Annotated in this window: 18 protein-coding genes; 7 read left to right on the forward strand and 11 right to left on the reverse strand. The window is 61.9% G+C overall.

Annotation, left to right across the window (positions count from 1 at the left end):
* Both N2597_RS05745 and N2597_RS05750 read right to left on the reverse strand, forming a co-directional pair.
* Positions 1–1,047: a GGDEF domain-containing protein gene (locus tag N2597_RS05745; protein WP_183596896.1), complete on the reverse strand. Its 1,047-nt coding sequence runs from the start codon at positions 1,045–1,047 to the stop codon at positions 1–3.
* Between the two features lie 142 nt (positions 1,048–1,189).
* Positions 1,190–1,699, reverse strand: a complete 510-nt coding sequence (locus tag N2597_RS05750; RefSeq protein WP_183596894.1) for a DinB family protein — start codon at positions 1,697–1,699, stop codon at positions 1,190–1,192.
* 491 nt (positions 1,700–2,190) lie between these two features.
* Here N2597_RS05750 and N2597_RS05755 point away from each other — a divergent pair, with 491 nt between their 5' ends.
* Both N2597_RS05755 and ndk read left to right on the forward strand, forming a co-directional pair.
* Positions 2,191–2,880, forward strand: a complete 690-nt coding sequence (locus tag N2597_RS05755) for a glutathione S-transferase family protein (protein WP_183596892.1) — start codon at positions 2,191–2,193, stop codon at positions 2,878–2,880.
* An 81-nt stretch (positions 2,881–2,961) separates the two neighbouring features.
* Positions 2,962–3,384, forward strand: coding sequence for a nucleoside-diphosphate kinase (ndk, locus tag N2597_RS05760; protein ID WP_004680549.1), 423 nt, complete (start codon positions 2,962–2,964; stop codon positions 3,382–3,384).
* A 71-nt stretch (positions 3,385–3,455) separates the two neighbouring features.
* On the opposite strand, the gene N2597_RS05765 is transcribed toward ndk, so the two are convergent.
* Positions 3,456–3,959, reverse strand: coding sequence for a hypothetical protein (locus N2597_RS05765; protein ID WP_096769367.1), 504 nt, complete (start codon positions 3,957–3,959; stop codon positions 3,456–3,458).
* Positions 3,956–4,501, reverse strand: coding sequence for a CGNR zinc finger domain-containing protein (locus tag N2597_RS05770; protein ID WP_183596890.1), 546 nt, complete (start codon positions 4,499–4,501; stop codon positions 3,956–3,958). The genes N2597_RS05765 and N2597_RS05770 overlap by 4 nt, the downstream gene beginning before the upstream one ends.
* Before the next feature lie 65 nt (positions 4,502–4,566).
* On the opposite strand from N2597_RS05770, the gene N2597_RS05775 reads away from it, so the two are divergent.
* Positions 4,567–5,463, forward strand: coding sequence for a branched-chain amino acid ABC transporter permease (locus N2597_RS05775; RefSeq protein WP_183596888.1), 897 nt, complete (start codon positions 4,567–4,569; stop codon positions 5,461–5,463).
* 101 nt (positions 5,464–5,564) lie between these two features.
* On the opposite strand, the gene N2597_RS05780 is transcribed toward N2597_RS05775, so the two are convergent.
* The 5 genes from N2597_RS05780 to N2597_RS05800 form a co-directional block, all read right to left on the reverse strand.
* Entirely contained in the window at positions 5,565–6,026 is a 462-nt protein-coding gene (locus tag N2597_RS05780) for a molybdenum cofactor biosynthesis protein MoaE (RefSeq protein ID WP_183596886.1), read from the reverse strand.
* Positions 6,027–6,270: 244 nt separating this feature from the next.
* Entirely contained in the window at positions 6,271–6,525 is a 255-nt protein-coding gene (moaD, locus tag N2597_RS05785; RefSeq protein WP_009992132.1) for a molybdopterin converting factor subunit 1, read from the reverse strand.
* Positions 6,522–7,112: a CDP-diacylglycerol--glycerol-3-phosphate 3-phosphatidyltransferase gene (pgsA, locus tag N2597_RS05790; RefSeq protein ID WP_064682126.1), complete on the reverse strand. Its 591-nt coding sequence runs from the start codon at positions 7,110–7,112 to the stop codon at positions 6,522–6,524. Before pgsA ends, moaD begins: the two co-directional genes overlap by 4 nt.
* Before the next feature lie 162 nt (positions 7,113–7,274).
* On the reverse strand, positions 7,275–9,314 hold the full coding sequence (gene uvrC, locus N2597_RS05795) for an excinuclease ABC subunit UvrC (RefSeq protein ID WP_183596884.1): 2,040 nt from the start codon (positions 9,312–9,314) through the stop codon (positions 7,275–7,277).
* A complete protein-coding gene (locus N2597_RS05800) occupies positions 9,311–10,078 on the reverse strand; it encodes an SDR family oxidoreductase (RefSeq protein WP_183596882.1) in 768 nt (255 codons plus the stop codon). The genes uvrC and N2597_RS05800 overlap by 4 nt, the downstream gene beginning before the upstream one ends.
* A 365-nt stretch (positions 10,079–10,443) precedes the next feature.
* Here N2597_RS05800 and N2597_RS05805 point away from each other — a divergent pair, with 365 nt between their 5' ends.
* The gene (locus N2597_RS05805; RefSeq protein WP_038688042.1) at positions 10,444–11,079 is read left to right on the forward strand and encodes an outer membrane protein; all 636 of its coding nucleotides are present in this window, start codon (positions 10,444–10,446) and stop codon (positions 11,077–11,079) included.
* 82 nt (positions 11,080–11,161) lie between these two features.
* Here the strand turns inward: N2597_RS05805 and N2597_RS05810 are convergent, their stop codons facing one another.
* Both N2597_RS05810 and N2597_RS05815 read right to left on the reverse strand, forming a co-directional pair.
* Positions 11,162–11,758 carry a glutathione S-transferase gene (locus N2597_RS05810; protein ID WP_183596880.1) on the reverse strand — a complete coding sequence of 199 codons (597 nt, stop codon included), beginning with the start codon at positions 11,756–11,758 and terminating at the stop codon, positions 11,162–11,164.
* A gap of 56 nt (positions 11,759–11,814) precedes the next feature.
* Positions 11,815–12,684: a 23S rRNA (adenine(2030)-N(6))-methyltransferase RlmJ gene (locus N2597_RS05815; RefSeq protein ID WP_009990753.1), complete on the reverse strand. Its 870-nt coding sequence runs from the start codon at positions 12,682–12,684 to the stop codon at positions 11,815–11,817.
* A 16-nt stretch (positions 12,685–12,700) separates the two neighbouring features.
* Here N2597_RS05815 and N2597_RS05820 point away from each other — a divergent pair, with 16 nt between their 5' ends.
* The 3 genes from N2597_RS05820 to N2597_RS05830 all read left to right on the forward strand — a co-directional run bounded on the left by N2597_RS05820 (position 12,701) and on the right by N2597_RS05830 (position 16,809).
* A complete protein-coding gene (locus N2597_RS05820) occupies positions 12,701–14,905 on the forward strand; it encodes a molybdopterin oxidoreductase family protein (RefSeq protein ID WP_183596878.1) in 2,205 nt (734 codons plus the stop codon).
* On the forward strand, positions 14,902–15,492 hold the full coding sequence (locus tag N2597_RS05825; protein WP_038688048.1) for an NUDIX domain-containing protein: 591 nt from the start codon (positions 14,902–14,904) through the stop codon (positions 15,490–15,492). The genes N2597_RS05820 and N2597_RS05825 overlap by 4 nt, the downstream gene beginning before the upstream one ends.
* A 147-nt stretch (positions 15,493–15,639) precedes the next feature.
* Positions 15,640–16,809, forward strand: a complete 1,170-nt coding sequence (locus N2597_RS05830; RefSeq protein ID WP_183596876.1) for an alpha-D-ribose 1-methylphosphonate 5-triphosphate diphosphatase — start codon at positions 15,640–15,642, stop codon at positions 16,807–16,809.
* The last annotated feature ends 173 nt before the right edge of the window (positions 16,810–16,982 follow it).

Below are 16,982 nucleotides of genomic sequence, written 5' to 3' on the forward strand. Positions count from 1 at the left end.
TCAGCGGCCGAAGGCCTGCACCGGCTGGCGCGGGTTCGATTGAGCGTCGAGAAGGGCGACGCGGGCATTGGCCTGCAATTGCCCCGGTGTTGCCGCGTCCGTGCTGAGCGCCACGCCGACCGAGATGGTCAGCCTGCCGCTATCGCCCTTGTCTGAGGTCGCGAAGACCAGATTGTCTTCGACGGAGGCGCGCAGGCGCTCGGCAATCGCCATCGCATCCTGCATGCCGACATTGGAAAACAGCAGGGCGAATTCGTCCGCCTCGGTGCGGGCGACGAAGTCGTTCTTCTTGACCGATTTTTGGAAGAGGCCGGCGAGCTTCTTCAGGATCTTGTTGCCGGCCGGCGTGCCATATCTCTCATTGAGATCGGTGAAATTGTCGACATCGACCATGACAAGCGCACTGCCGGCGGCACCCTCTTCGCGCTCGTAGAGGTCGGCGATCACGCGGTTGAGCGCGATGCGATTGGGAAGTCCGGTGATCCTGTCGGCGACGGCGGCCGCCTGCATCGCCGAAATGCCGCGCTCGAGCGTTTCCAGCCTCTTGATATCATCCGCCAGCCTGGCGCCGATTTGCATTTCCGCCGACGATACGCTCGTCAGCGAGGCCGAGAGATAGTCGAGCTCGCCGATGAAGGCGGCAAGGCTCTGGTCCTCATGGCTGGAGACGGATTTCAGGATCGTGTCGCAGGCGCGCGCAAAGGCATCCCGGTACCGCATCCCTTCGGCAAGCCTCTCCGCTACCTCACGCAGCAAACGGCTCGCCTCGTTGCGCGACGTCTCGCCTGCCAGCCCGCAATGGCCGACGAGGCGGTATTTCAGCCCGAGCTCGTCAAGCATCGCTTGGTGCGGGTGAGGCCCGAGCGCAGCGATATCCTGGGCGAGACCTGCGTTGAGCCCGACGATTGCCTCATGGAAGATTTCATAGTTGCGCGGCAGCCCGGCGACGTTGAGACGCGCCATGTGCTGGGCGATCTTCTGGATGTCCGCGATGGGCCCAGGGCGTGTCTCGCGCGGCACCAATGCGTTTGCGCTTGCATTCTGCATGACGATCCCTCGCGGCCCCGGCCTTTTCCGTCATTCCGCTATGCCCGCAAGCTTTTAAGAGAGGCTGAATCTGAGGGTGGGAAGCGCTGGATTCCAGGCGCAACCGGTAAAGGCGGTTAATGCCCTGTTGATACGGAGACGCTCACATCCACTCGCGGCCCTCGCTGCGCAGGAAATAGATCAGGTCGAGCCCAAGGCTCGGCTTGCCGAGCGCCGTCAGCGTCATGTGGCACTGGCCGCGATGGTGGGTCTGGTGGTTGAAGAGATGGGAGAGCGCGGTCCACAGCGGCTGTGTAATCGCGATCGGTTGGCTCACCGGCGAGTAGGTGAAGTTGGCAGCAAGGCTTGTCTCGTCCAGCGTGCCCGTCCAGCCAATGATCCGCTCGTCCTCTGCCTTGCGTGCAACGGGAAGCGCATCGAACTCCTCGAAAAGCACGGCATCGAGGCTCGTCGGCGCCTCGCCGGTGCCGGTGAAGCGCTTCATCCATATTCGGTCGGCAACGAGCAGATGGTTGAGGGTTCGATGCAGCGAGCCGAAGAAGGCGCCGCGGTCGCTGCGGAATTCCGCATCGCTGAGTTCGGCCGCCGCCGCATAGACCTGGGCATTGGCCCAGCGATTATAGGCGGCGAACATCCTGTATTGCCTGAGCATGTGCTCCTCCTGTCCTGGGAAGGGCAATCTAGAGCCTTTCCTGGTTAGATTGAATCATTCTGTTGGCTCAAACGGAGTCGGATGGTCGACCGGCCGGCGCGCGTCGTAGCCCAGTTCTACGGCCAAGCCGGCCGGTCGATCAGCCGGCCCGTTTCAGCCAACCCTCCCGCAGATTTGCCTGGCAAATCTGCAAGACTCAAAAGCGCCGGACGCACTTATCGCTTCGCCATAGCGAAGCGGTGCGGCCGGTGGGCCGGGCATCTTTCCGCCAGGATCAGAGGCGATCGGCTCGGACATACCTGGGGTATGCCCATTGCCAATCGCCTCTGCCCTGACGAAAACCTGCTCCGGCAGAATGCTTCAATCTAACCAGGAAAGGACCTAGCTTGCTTCCGTAGAAATCGCAGTGATGACGCCATGAAATTTCCTGATTTGATCGCAGGCGCGTTCTGTCGTCGAATGCGGGGAGTTGCGATCACGAAAGGACTGTCATGACCAGAGCTCTCTATTCCCTCTGCGGCGCCGATGAGCGGCGCTTCTTTTCGCCCCATTGCTGGAAGGCGGTGATGGCGCTGGCGCATAAGGGACTCGATTTCGAAGAGATTCCGACGACCTACGCCCGCATCCGCGAAATCGGCGGCGGTGTCTCACCCACTCTGCCCGTCCTCGACGACAATGGCAGGCTGATCCCCGACAGTTTCGCCATCGCTCTCTATCTGGAGGAGGCCTATCCGAAGCAGCCGTCGCTCTTCAACGGCGAGGGCGGCAAGGCGCTGTCACGCATGGTGGAAGGCTATTCGCAGATGATCATCCATCCGGCGATCATGCGGATCGGGCTTCTCGACATCCATGCGATCCTCGACGAGGGAGACAAGGCCTATTTCCGCGAAAGCCGCGAGGCTCGTCTTGGCAAATCGTTTGACGTCATTGCCGCCGATAGCGAGGCGGAGAAAGCCGCCTTCGGCGCCAAGCTGGAGCCGCTGCGGCATATGCTGAAGTTCCAGCCCTTCATCGGCGGTGAGACGCCGCTCTTTGCCGACTATATCGTCTTCGGCGCGCTGCAATGGCTGCGAGTCTGCACCGGCCTTGCAATGCTCGCGGCCGACGATCCGGTCATGGCTTGGTTCGAACGCTGCCTCGATCTTCATGAAAGCCGCGGCCGGACTGTGACAGCGGCGTGAAATTGCCGCCTACCTCTTGTTTTCGGGCGTTGGGGCGGGTAAAGACCGCCCACTTTTCCCGAGAAAACAGAGGATTTGACTATGGCGATTGAACGCACCTTCTCGATGATCAAGCCGGACGCGACCAAGCGCAACCTGACGGGTGCCATCACCAAGATGCTCGAAGATGCCGGCCTGCGCGTCGTCGCCTCGAAGCGCGTCTGGATGAGCCGCCGCGAAGCCGAAGGCTTCTACGCCGTTCACAAGGATCGTCCCTTCTTCGGCGAACTGGTCGAAGGCATGACCTCCGGCCCGACCGTCGTCCAGGTTCTGGAAGGCGAAGGTGCCATCCTGAAGAACCGCGAGATCATGGGCGCGACCAACCCGGCAAACGCTGATGAAGGCACGATCCGCAAGGTTCATGCGCTGTCGATCGGCGAAAACTCGGTTCACGGCTCGGACGCTCCGGAAACCGCTGCCCAGGAAATCAAGTACTGGTTCTCCGACACCGAAATCGTCGGCTGAGGTCATAGGTCGGCATTCCCTTCCAATGCCTTGAATTGACTCTCGAAAGCCGGGGCTTCGCTCCGGCTTTTTTATGCCGGGCATTTGTCGGTGTTCGAGAAATCGACGCTGCCGTCCGGCTTGAAGACCTCCGGGTTCTTGTCATAAAACGCACCCACGACGAGCGGCTTGCTCGGCAGCACGGTCTGGTCGAGGTCGGAGCGGAACTGCGTCTTCAATTCCTGCAGCACCTTGCCGTCCTTGTCGACCAGCCGGACATTCACCGTATAGGGACGATCCTTGCGCACGCAGTGAAGGTTTTGGCTCTGCAGCGCGATCTTGTCGTCGATCGGGTAGACTTTCTCGTTTAGCACCAGCGGCGCGCCGCCCTGAGGATTTTCGAATTCGGCGATGATGACCGAGCCGTCAGGGATGGGACCGGTCTTTTTCAGCGTCAGCAGATAGGTGGCGCTCGCCACCCGATAGTTGAAGACGAACAGATGGCCAGTGACCTCGACCAGATTCTCGGCCTCGCGCTGGCAGGCGGACAGCACGAGGCCGATTGCTGTCGCCGTGACGATCAGATGTTTCCTCATGGGATTTCCTCCTTCTTGCGGCGATAATGCCGGTTCGCCTTGGCGCGGTTGCCGCAGACCGCCATGTCGCACCAGGCCCGGCTGCTGTTCTTGCTGCGGTCGACAAACAGCCAGCCGCAATTGCCGCAGATCTTCATGCGTTCCGGATCGGGCATAGCGATCAGTCGCAGCACCGAATGGGCGGTCGCCGCCGCCACGCTGCCGGGGTTTGCTTCGCGCAGCACCTTCGCCACCGCCTCCAGCAGTGCCGCCAGCGATTGGTCGTCGCCGCCCGTCAGTATACGCTCGCGGAAATAGAGGTCGATCGCTTCCCGCAGCGCGATGAAATCCGCCTCGTTTTCCTTAGCCACCGGGGCGATATTGCCGAAGAGGGCGCGTTCGGCGCAGAATTCGGCGGCAGCGTGCGGAAAGTCGCGCATCTGATTGCTGACAGCTAAGCGGTCGATCCGCCGTGCTGCATCGTGGCGCAGAACGACGCTGTTGGCGACATCGAGCGCCAATGCGCCGCCGGCAAAACGGTGAGGGGTCCAGGAAAAGCTCATCATAAAATTATAACTGGTGAAATGAGTTTTACCAGTTATAATTTTGGTGACGCGGAGTGTCCGGAATGGCCTATCTTCTGCAGCAACTGGCGAATGCGGTTCCGCTTGCCGCCCTCTATGCCGCGCTCGCCTTCGGTTATGCCGTCGCCTTCGGCATCACCAAGCGAGCCGATATCACCTATGGGGCGATCTTCGCCTTCTCCGGCCAGATCCTGCTGCTTTTCACCGAGCTCGCCTTCAACCGCTTCTGGCTGGTGCTGCCGGCCGCCCTTGCCGTCGGCGCCTGTGCCGCGATCACCTATTCGCTGGCGGCGGGCATCTGGATCGGCCGCTCGATCATGCTGCCGCTGGTCAGCAAGTCGCCGAACACGGTCATCGTCGCTGCCCTCGGCATCATGATCGTGCTGATGGAAACCGCCCGGCTCGCCGCCGATACCAGGGCGATCTGGCTGCCGCCGTTTCTGAACGACACGGTCGTCTTCTGGAGCGATGGGCCGTTCGAGGTGACGCTCACCCATATCCAGCTGATCGATACCGCACTGATGGCGGCCATCGTCGCAGTGGGTACGCTGATCCTCCGGCGCACCGCCTGGGGCCGCCTCTGGCGCGCGGTCACCGACGATCCGCTGGCCGCCGAGCTCTGCGGCACCAGCGCCAGCCGCGTCTTCCTCGTCGCCTATGTGGCCGCCGCCCTCGTTGCCACGATCTGCGGCATCCTCGCCACTTTCTATTACGGTTCGATGGATTTCGGCGCCGGCCTGATGTTCGGGCTGAAGGTGCTGCTGATCGCCGCCGTCGGCGGCTATTCCGATCCGCTGCGCTCGGCCGGCGGCGCCGCCGGGCTTGCCGTCGTCGAAACCCTATGGGGCGCCTACGGCCCCTTCGTCTGGCGCGATCTCGTCATCTTCTCGCTGCTCGTCCTATTGCTGGTCATGAGCCGCAGAGAGCGCGTGGTGCTCTGAGCAATTCCAGCAAAAGTGCGCAGCGGTTTTGAGTCCGGAATTGCGTAAAACAAGAAGAGCAGCGCATTTCCGTCGCTCGAATAATCAGGAAATGCGCTGATTTATTTCCACTTGTCGCGCGCCGCGTCGTCGGCGTCCTTCGCCGCGACCCAGTCGCCGGCAGCGCCGTCCTTGCCGTGTTCTTTCTTCCAGAAAGGGGCCGCGGTCTTCAGGAAATCCATGACGAAGTTGGCGCCGTCGAACGCCGCCTGCCGGTGCGGCGCGGCCGCAACGACGAGGACGATATTCTCGCCCACAGCGATCTTGCCGTAGCGGTGGATCGCAGTCAGGCCAAGCAGCCCGAAACGCTCGAGGGCAAGTTTGCCGATGCGGGCCATCTCGGCTTCGGCCATGCCGGGATAATGCTCGAGTTCCAGCGCCGCCAGCACACCGCCGTCATCGCGGCAGAGGCCGGAGAAGGTAACGACCGCGCCGATGCCGGGCTTGCCCTTGGAGAGCAGGTCGACTTCGGCCTGCAGGTCGAAGTCGTCGCGCTGGACGCGGATGGTGGGGGTGATGGTCACCACAGGGGCCTCCGCTGCTTTGATGCGCTGCCGTATCCCCAACCTCCCTCATTCCTGTGCTTGTCACAGGAATCCAGCCACCGCGCGTCGGCGCGGTGAATGACTTTTTCCTTTTGGCAAGTGCTTCTCTCGCGCCCAAGGACTTGGGCGCACTGGATTCCTGTGACAAGCACAGGAATGAGGGAGAGAAGGGAAAACGCAGTCGTACCCATTGGCAGCTTTCCAAAGCCCAGGCGGATGAGTCTTATCCCCCCGTCATCGGCGGAAAAATCCCAATCTCGCGGGCGCCCGATATCGGCTCGTCATGCTCGACATGCTCCATATCGAGCGCCACCCTGATCACCTCGGGATATTGAAGTGCGGCCTCATATTCTTCGCCCAGCGTCTTCAAATGATTCAGAAGATCGGCGACGGTGACGACGGAGGAGGGGAGGTCAATCTCCTCCTCACCCTTGCCGATGCGCTCGCGCACCCAGGCGAAATAGACAAGCCGCGTCATTCCTCGTCATCCACGATATGTTTCAACCCGGCGCGGAAATAGTCGTAGCCGGTATAGATGGTCAGCAATGCTGCGATCCACAACAGTGCGATACCGGTCTGCGTCGTATAGGGGAAAATCTCGTCGCCGGCAGGACCCGCGAGCAGGAAGGCGATGGCGACGAGCTGCAGCGTCGTCTTCCATTTGGCAATACGTGTCACCGGCACGCTGACCTTCAGCGCCGCCAGATATTCACGCAGGCCGGACACCAGGATCTCGCGGCAGAGAATGGTGATCGCTGCCCAGATCGACCAGCCGGCGATGGTCTGGTCGGCCGCTACCAGCAGCAGGATCGAGGCGACCAGCAGTTTGTCGGCGATCGGATCGAGCATGCGGCCGATATTCGACGTCTGGTTCCAGATGCGGGCGAGATAGCCGTCGAGGAAATCGGTAAGCGAGGCGATGATGAAGATCCACAACGCCACCCAGCGCGCCGTATTGCTGATCGACAGCCTGCCCTCGATGAAAAAGCAGAGAACGATCACCGGCACGGCAAGGATGCGGCCGTAAGTCAGAAGGTTGGGAAGGCTGTACGCACGCGATGCCATGGATCGTTTCTCTGATTGATGCGCCGCGATAGCGCCGCGCGTCTTGACGAAAATCGATTCCGATTTTCGGGCCGATGCCGTAGATGACGGCTTTGAGCGTAGACCGTCAACATTGTTTCTGTCTTTTCGTCCCCTTTGCGTGGAATTTGCGACGGACGGCGGTTATTTCGCGGCGTCGTCGTGGAAATGGTTGTAGACCTGCTTGGCAACGGCCTCCGAAATGCCTTCTACCGCCATCAGGTCGGACAGAGCGGCGCGCGAAACCGCTTTCGCGGTGCCGAAATGCTGCAGCAGCGCCCGCTTGCGCGACGGGCCGATGCCGCCGATCTCGTCGAGCGGGTTCTTGACCATTTCTTTCTTGCGCCGCGCCCGGTGCGAGCCGATCGCGAAGCGATGCGCCTCGTCGCGCATGCGCTGGATGAAGTAGAGCACCGGATCGCGCGGCGGCAGCGTGAAGCTCTCGCGCCCTGGCGGAAAAAAACGCTCGCGCCCGGCATCGCGGTCGACACCCTTGGCGATGCCGATCGCCATGACGCTGTCGGTGATGCCGAGCTCGGCGAGGATGGCGCGCACCGCCGTCATCTGCCCCTGGCCGCCGTCGATCAGGATCACATCGGGCCAGGCCGGGAAGGGCATGTCGGCGGCGTCTGGAGCAGCTGCCTGCGCTGTCCGGTCGGGAATGCCTTCCTCCTTGATCAGCCGCGAGAACCGCCGTGTCATCACCTCCTTCATCATGCCGAAGTCGTCGCCGGGGGTGATGTCGGTCGATTTGATGTTGAACTTGCGGTACTGGTTCTTCACGAAGCCTTCCGGCCCCGCCACCACCATGCCGCCGACGGCATTGGTGCCCATGATATGCGAGTTGTCGTAGATCTCGATGCGCTGCGGCGCATAGGCAAGCCCGAAGGTCTCCTTGAAGCCTTCGAGCAGTCGTGACTGCGACGCCGTCTCGGCAAGCTTTCGCCCATGCGCCTCGCGCGCATTGCCGATGACGTGCTCGACGAGATCGCGCTTTTCGCCCCGCTGCGGCACGAGGATGGAAACCTTGTGGCCGGCCTTTTCGCTGAGTGCGGCGGCGAGCAGTTCCAGTTCCTCGACCGTCTCCGACAGCATGATCTGCTTCGGCACCGGCTTGTCGTCGTAAAACTGCGCCAGAAAAGCATTCAGCACTTCGGCGCCGGAAAGCTGCGGGTCGGCCTTCGGAAAATAGGCGCGGTTGCCCCAGTTCTGACCGGTGCGGAAGAAGAAGACCTGGATGCAGGAGACGCCGCCTTCGTGATGGATGGCGAAAACGTCCGCTTCCTCAACGCCGGCCGGATTGATGCCCTGGTGGCTCTGCACATGCGAAAGTGCCGCCAGGCGATCGCGATAGATCGCCGCCCGCTCGAAGTCGAGATCCTCGGCGGCCTGGTTCATCGCTTCGGCCATATGCGACTTCACCTTCTGGCTTTTGCCCGAAAGGAAGTCCTTCGCCTCCTGCACCAGTTCGGCGTAACCCTCGTCGCTGACCTCATGGGTGCAGGGCCCGGAGCAGCGCTTGATCTGATAGAGCAGGCAGGGGCGGGTGCGCGTTTCGAAGACGCTGTCGGTGCAGGTGCGGATCAGGAAGGCGCGTTGCAGCGAATTGATCGTCCGCCCGACCGCGCCCGCCGACGCGAAAGGTCCGAAATAGTCGCCCTTTCGCGCCCTGGCGCCGCGATGCTTGAAAATCGCCGGCGCCCGGTGATCGCCGGTGATCAGAATATAGGGAAACGACTTGTCGTCGCGCAGCAGCACGTTAAAGCGCGGCCGCAAGCGCTTGATCAGATTCGCTTCCAAGAGCAGCGCTTCGGTTTCCGTGCGCGTCGTCACGAATTCCATATTCGCCGTCTGGCGCACCATCTGGGCAATGCGGTTGGAATGCACGCGGCCGACCGCGTAATTGCCGACACGCTTCTTCAGGCTGCGCGCCTTGCCGACATAAAGTACGTCACCTTCGGCATTGAACATGCGGTAGACGCCGGGACTGTTCGGCAGGCGTTTGACGAATTCGCCGATCAGTTCGGCGCCGATGAGCCCAGTCTCGTTGAGGCTGCCGGCGTTCCAGTCGACCGCCGCCGCGAGGGGGGCGGCGGAAACCTCGCCTTCCACCTCGATCTCGTCTTCGCTCTCATCCGTTTCGTCGTAGAGAACGCCGCCATCCAGCAGCTTTCGTCCGTTCATTCCGTAATCTCCGCCACATCGGGCGTCTGCCAGGCGAGGTGCTGGCCGCCGTCGAGGGCAATCATCTGGCCGGTGATCGAGGGCGTGTCGAAGAGGAAGCGAATCGTTCGTCCGAACTCGCCGAATCCCGGCCCCGCCTTCATGATAAGCCCGTCGATCTGAGCCTGGAAGTCCTCTTCCGATTGCCGCGCGCTGCGCACCGTCGGGCCGGGGCCGATGGCGTTGACGCGCAGCTTCGGCGCAAAGGTCTGCGCCATCGTCTGCGTCGCCGTCCAGAGTGCCGCCTTGGAGAGCGTATAGGAATAGAAGCCCGGATTGAGCGCCCAGACGCGCTGGTCGATGATGTTGACGATCAGTCCGGTCGCTTCATCAGGCAGCTGTTCGGCAAAGGCTGCGGCAAGAATCGAGGGCGCGCGCACATGGATATCGAAATGCTGCGCCCATGCTTCCGCATCGAAACTGCGGGCCGAATCCTGACGGAAGATCGAGGCGTTGTTGACGAGCAGATCGATCGGACCGAGCGCCTCCGCCGCTCTTTTTATGAGGGCGCCGGTTTCGCCGCTATCGGTAAGGTCGGCTTTGAGCGCGATCGCCCGATATCCCTTCCGCCGCAATTCCGCCGCCAGTTCTTCGGCTTCGCCGAGGGAGCCGTTCGCGTGAATCGCAACGGAAAAGCCATTTGCAGCAAGGTCTTCGGCAATTGCCCGGCCTATTCTCTTGGCGGCCCCCGTTATCAGGGCCGCGCGAAGTCTTTCGTCGTTCAAAATCTAGCCTTCTGATCCCGCGAGTCTGTTTGTCGACTATATAGGGGCGGGCGGAGATTATATAAATAGGCCGCTGCGGTTGCCATCGTTGCCCTGATATTCTATGTATTATTTAAGAATGCGATTTCCTAAAATAAGTATTTTTAGTTTAACCCTTCAGTAGGGTTAATGAAGTGTATGTTGCGCTCAAGCAACATCGAATTTCAGCCATGTGGCCGCCACAATGATATCACAATTTGGCTCTTTCAAATCCGCATTTCAGTTTCAATTTCAGTGCCGATCCGGAAGGGACATCTGGCAATTTCCCCGCCAATGCTTCGCTGATAGACAGATGAAAAGCGGCGCGGGACTGAAAGGAGAAAAGTATGCGTGTACTCATTGCTGGCCTCATGGCCTCTGCTTTTGCAATCGCGGGCGTCTCGGCAGCTCAGGCGGCCGATGCCGTCGATCAGGTTCCGGAAGCACCGGTCGCCCAGGACGCCCCGGTCAAGCCGGCCGGCAACTGGGAGGGCTTCTACCTCGGCGGCGCCGGCACCTACAACATGGGTGACTTCGGTTCCGACCGTCACACCTATGGTTTCGGCGGCCAGGTCTTCACCGGCTATAACTGGCAGGCCGGCCAGATCGTCTACGGCGTTGAATCTGACCTCGGCTACAGCGGCGACGACGTTTCCTCGGGCGGCGTCGAGAACAAGTATGGCTGGAACGGCTCCGTCCGTGGCCGCGTCGGCTACGACATGAACCCCTTCCTGCTCTACGGTACCGCCGGTCTTGCCCTCGGCAACATCAAGGTTTCCGATGACACCTCGGACGAAAGCAAGACGGCTTACGGCTATACGGTCGGCGCCGGCGTCGAAGCCTTCGTGACTAACAACATCACGACGCGCCTGGAATATCGCTACACCGACTACCAGAGCAAGGATTACGACCTCGACTCCGGCAGCTTCTCGCGCGGTTACGACGAGAACAGCGTCAAGCTCGGTATCGGCGTCAAGTTCTAAGCCGACTGGACAGAAATACGAGGAAGCCGGGCACGTCGCCCGGCTTTTTTGTTGGCTCGATCCTCGTAAATCGGCTGCCGGATCAGGCGCTGGCCTTGAGCTCGCTATGAGCCGGGAATTTCTTTTCGAATTGCGCCAGCCAGTCGATCAACGGTCCATGATCGGCTTCCCACTGGTCTTTGAAGCGCAGGTCGAGATAGTCGAGCATGGCGGCGAGTGCAAAATGCCCGCCATTGAGCTTCTTTCCGAGTTTCGGCGGCTTGGCTCTGAGATGGGCAAGCCCGGCCGTCACCTTCTTCCATTGCCGGTCGATCCAGGGCTGATGGACCTTTTCCTCGTCGCGGAAGCGCCGCTCGTAGACGATCGTGAGCAGGCAGTCGCAAATGCCGTCGCACAGTGCTTCGAGCACTTCTGCATCCGTGCGTTTGCCATTTTTGGAAGGATAGAGCCCGCCCTTCGTCAGCCGGTCGAAATAATGCATGATTGCCACGCTGTCGAAGATCGACGCCCCGTCATCCGTCAGAAGCGTCGGAATTTTCCCAAGTGGATTGTTGTCCACCAGGATCGCAGGCCCGGTATTGGTGTCGACTCGGACGGCGTTCAACTCGATACCGAGGAAATGCGCGGCCATCCGCACCTTGCTGGAATAGGGCGATGCGGGCGAACAGAGGAGCTTCATGGGACACCTGACGAGATTGTGAATGGCGCGGACTATCCCCGAAGCCGATGGTAGGGTCAATCGCCCTTGGCCGTCTTGTTCTCGCCGCGCAGCCAGAAGGCGCGTTGCGAGGCGAAGCGGTCCTGCGCCAGGTGGTCCTTCAGCGCGGGAAGCATCTGGTGCAACTCGTCCTTCAGGGTGAAGGGCGGATTGACGATGACGAGGCCTGAGCCGGTCAGTCCTGTCGTGCCGCGATCGCTGCGCACGGTCAGTTCGGCGCAGAGCATTTTCGGAATGTCGAGCGCCTGCAGCGTCTCGTGGAATTCCTTGATCGGCGCGCCCTTCTTCAGCGGATACCACAGGCAATAGGTGCCGCCGGGAAAGCGCCGATAGGCCCTCTCCAGCCCCTTGGCCAGGCGCTGATATTCGTCCTCTTCCTCGAAGGGCGGATCGACGAGCACGATGCCGCGCTTTTCCTTCGGCGGCAGATGCGCGCCGAGCGCCAGCCAGCCGTCGAGTTCGGTGATGCGCGCATGGTGATCGCCTTCGAACAGCCGGTGCAGACGCGCATAGTCCTCGGGATGCAGCTCCATCGCCGACAGCCTGTCCTGCGGCCGGAACAGCATGCGCGCCAGTTTCGGCGATCCGGGATAAAAGCGGATGCCGCCCTCCGGATTGAGTTCGCGAATTGCCGAGAGGTAGGGTTCCAGCAGCTCGGAAACCTGCGGTCCGAGGTCGGCCTCCATCAGCTTGCCGATGCCCTCAAGCCATTCGCCGGTTTTCTGCGCCTCCTCGGAGGAAAGGTCGTAGAGGCCGATGCCGGCATGCGTGTCGAGCACGCGGAAGCCGCCATCCTTCTTCTGCATGTAGCGGATCAGCCGCGCCAGCACGGCATGTTTCAGCACATCGGCAAAATTGCCCGCATGGTAGATGTGGCGGTAGTTCATTTTCGCTGATGTCCGTATGAATTCGCGTCATGGGGAGTTTTTCTGGCTTTTGGCCATTCAAGCCTTGGAATATACAAATGCCATGAACATTGCGACCCCCATCGACGCCAAATCCCCGAAGCCGGACAGCAAGGTCGGCCACACGGCCTGCCCGCACGACTGTCCCTCCACCTGCGCGCTGGAGGTCGAACTATTCGAGGATGGCCGCATCGGCCGCGTGCGCGGCGCCAATGATCATTCCTACACCGCGGGCGTCATCTGCGCCAAGGTCGCCCGTTATGCCGAGCGGCTCTATCATCCCGACCGGCTGATGCATCCCCTGCGCCGCAGCGGTGCCAAGGGGGCAGGGCAGTGGCAGCAGATTTCCTGGGACGACGCGCTTGACGAGATCGCCGAAGCCTTCGTGAAGGCCGAGGCTAAAGACGGCAGCGAGGCCATCTGGCCCTATTTCTACGCCGGCACCATGGGCTGGGTACAGCGCGATTCGATCGACCGCCTGCGCCACGCCAAGCGCTATTCCGGCTTCTTCTCCTCGATCTGCACCAATCCGGCCTGGACCGGCTTCACCATGGCGACCGGCACGCTGCGCGGCCCCGATCCGCGCGAGATGGACCGAACCGATTGCGTCGTCATCTGGGGCACCAATGCGGTCTCGACACAGGTCAACGTCATGACCCACGCCATCAAGGCGCGCAAGGAGCGCGGCGCCAAGATCGTCGTCATCGACATTTACGACAACCCGACGATGAAGCAGGCCGACATGGCCTTGATCGTCAGGCCCGGCACCGATGCGGCACTTGCCTGCGCCATCATGCACGTCGCCTTCCGCGACGGCTATGCCGACCGGAATTACATGGCGCGCTATGCCGACGATCCCGCCGGCCTCGAAGCGCATCTGAAAACCAGGACGCCGCAATGGGCGGCCGAGATCACCGGCCTTTCGGTCGAAGAGATCGAAGCCTTCGCCCGCCTTGTCGGCACGACGAAGAAGACCTTTTTCCGCCTGGGCTACGGCTTCACCCGCCAGCGCAACGGCGCGGTCGCGATGCATGCGGCCGCCTCGGTCGCCACCGTCCTCGGCTCCTGGCAATATGAGGGCGGCGGCGCCTTCCATTCCAACAGCGATATCTTCCGCATGAACAATGCGGAACTGACCGGCCGGTCGATGAAGGATGCCGATAACCGCATGCTCGATCAGTCGCAGATCGGCCGCGTTCTCACCGGCGACCCCGTGGCGCTGCGCCATCGAGGCCCGGTGACGGCGATGCTGATCCAGAACACCAATCCGGCAAACATCGCCCCCGAGCAGCGCCTGGTCAGGCGCGGCTTTGCCCGCGACGACCTGTTCGTCGCCGTGCACGAGCAGTTCATGACCGAAACGGCTGAGATCGCCGATATCGTCATCCCGGCAACGATGTTCGTCGAGCATGACGACATCTACCGGGCCGGCGGCCAGAATCATATCCTGCTCGGGCCGAAGCTGGTCGAGCCGCCGCCGAGCGTGCGCACCAATCTCTTCGTCATCGAGGAACTGGCAAAACGCCTCGGGGTCGCCGATCGCCCGGGCTTCGGTTTTTCCGCCCGCGAGATGGTCGACCGCATCCTGAAATCGAGCGATCTGCCGGATTACGATCACTTCCTCGAGCATAAATGGTTCGACCGTCAGCCGGCCTTCGAAGAGGCGCATTTCCTGAACGGGTTTGCCCATCCGGACGGCAAATTCCATTTCCGTCCGGACTGGATCAACCAGCCGGCGCCGAATAAGCCGCCGGCGGCGATCGGCGAGCTCGGGCCGCATGCGGAGCTTCCCGTTTTTCCGGATCAGGTCGATGTCATCGAGGTCGCCGATCCCGAGCATCCCTTCCGTCTCGCCACGTCGCCCGCCCGCAACTTTTTGAATTCGAGTTTCTCCGAGACCAAGACGTCGCGCCAGAAGGAAGGCCGCCCGGAGGTCATGATCAATCCTGTTAATGCCGAGGCCATTGGCATCGCGCATGGCGATCTCGTCCGCATCGGCAATAGCCGCGGCGATCTGCGCATCCATGCCCGCATCACCACCGAGGTCAAGCCGGGCGTGCTGATCGCCGAGGGCCTCTGGCCGAACAAGGCGCATGTCGACGGCGAGGGCATCAACGTTCTGACCGGCGCCGACCCCGTTGCGCCCTATGGCGGAGCGGCCGTACACGACAATAAAGTCTGGCTTCGCAGGGACACAGCATGACTCAGCCGAAATCACGCATGAAGATCGTCAGCGAGCAAACGCTGTCGAATGGCTGGACACGATTGAGTAGCTACCTGCTCGATTACATCGATCGCAAGGGCGCGACCCAGCAGTTGAAGCGGGAGGTCTATCACCGCACGCCCGCCGCCTGCATCCTGCTCTATGATCCCAAACGCGACGTCGTCGTTCTCGTCCGCCAGTTCCGGCTTGCCGTGCATCTGAACGGCGATCCAGCCTGGATGATCGAGGTGCCGGCCGGCTTGCTCGATGACGATCATCCCGAACAGGCGATCCGCCGCGAGGCGATGGAAGAAACCGGTTACCACCTGCGCGACGCGCGTTTCCTCTTCAAGTGCTACCCGTCGCCCGGCGCCATCACCGAAGTCGTCCACTTCTTCGTCTCGCTGATCGACATAACCGACCGCGTGGCGGAAGGCGGCGGCCTGGACGAGGAGCACGAGGATATCGAGGTTCTCGAAATCCCGCTCGATGAGGCCGCCCAGATGATCGAAAACGGCGAGATCTTCGACGCCAAGACGATCATGCTGCTGCAATGGGCTCTGTTGAACAGGAATAAACTTCGATAGCGGATGAGCGGTCTCGAGCAACCCGCCGGGTTGGACTCAGGACGGTTTCGCTATCGCGGTTATGGCGTTCGAAAGTTCATACGTTTGTCACGAAGCGGTTCTATCCGCTGCGGTCAGTCAATCATCGATGCGGTCAGGAGAAAGCCCATGTGGCTCAGCAATTTCACCCTCGTTCTCCCGAACGAGGTGGTGAGCGAAGGTTCTGTGCGTGTTGAGGACGGCGCCATCGCCGAAATCCGGCCGGAGCCGGTCGCCGGCGCTGCCATCGATGGGGGCGGGCGGCTGCTGATGCCGGGATTCGTCGATCTGCATGGCGACATGATCGAGCGCGAGATCGCGCCGCGGCCGAACGCGACGATGCCGATCGATTTCGGCATCCACGAGCTCGACAAGAAGCTTGCCGCCGCGGGTGTCACCACCGCCTTTGCCGCCGTCTCCTTCGCCACCGAAAGTGTCTACGGCCATGTGCGCTCGCTGGAGACCACATCGGCGGTGATCGAGGGCATCAACCGCCTGCGCGATAATCTGCTGATCGACCACCGCGTCCACGCCCGCTACGAAGTCACCAATGTCGGCGCCGCGCCGGCTCTCGAGCGCCTGCTGAATGCCGATCAGATCGACATGGTTTCGCTCACCGACCATACGCCCGGCCAGGGTCAGTACAACAATCTGCAGAGCTACATCCTCAGCATTTCCGAGCGCCGCGCCATTTCCGAGGACATGGCCGCCGAGATCGTCGCCAAGCGCATTGCCATGCGCAATAACCCCGACATCGAGACCAGGCTGAGAGAGATCGTCGCGCTGTCGCTGAAGCACGAGCTGTCGCTCGCCTCGCATGACGACGACAGCATCGAGAAGGTCGCCGAGATGCACGATCTCGGTGTCACTATCAGCGAGTTTCCGGTCACCGCACCGGCGGCGGAAGAGGCGCGCCGCCGCGGCCTCTGGACGCTGATGGGCGCGCCGAATGCGCTGCGCGGCCAGTCGATGTCGGGCAATCTCAGCGCCCTCGATGCCGCAAGGGCCGGACTGCTCAGCGTCATCGCCGCCGATTATCACCCGGCCGCCTTCGTGCCCGGCATCTTCAAGCTCGCAGACACGGTCGAAGGCGGCTTGCCGGCCGCCGTCGCCATGGCGACCGGCAACGCCGCCCGCTCCGCCGGCCTCCTGGACCGCGGCGAGATCGCCCTCGGCCAGCGCGCCGATCTGGTGGCGGTCGAGCCCGGCGACATCAACCGCATCCGCGCCACCTTCCGCGCCGGCCGCTTCGTCTACAGCGACGGCACGCTGCATCCGCTGCGGGCGCTGGCGGCTTAGTACATTTCCCTAGAACTTGCGGTTCGTACCGGTGGTTGCCCCTCACCCTAACCCTCTCCCCGTAAACGGGGCGAGGGGACGTGCCAAATGTAGCGTCAAGGTTGAGGAAGCCGGTGCGGCATGTCCCTTCGCCCCGCAGGCGGGGAGAAGGTGGCGGCAGCCGTATGAGGGGC

It is taken from the genome of Rhizobium sophoriradicis (assembly GCF_025200795.1).
Taxonomy (GTDB): domain Bacteria; phylum Pseudomonadota; class Alphaproteobacteria; order Rhizobiales; family Rhizobiaceae; genus Rhizobium; species Rhizobium sophoriradicis.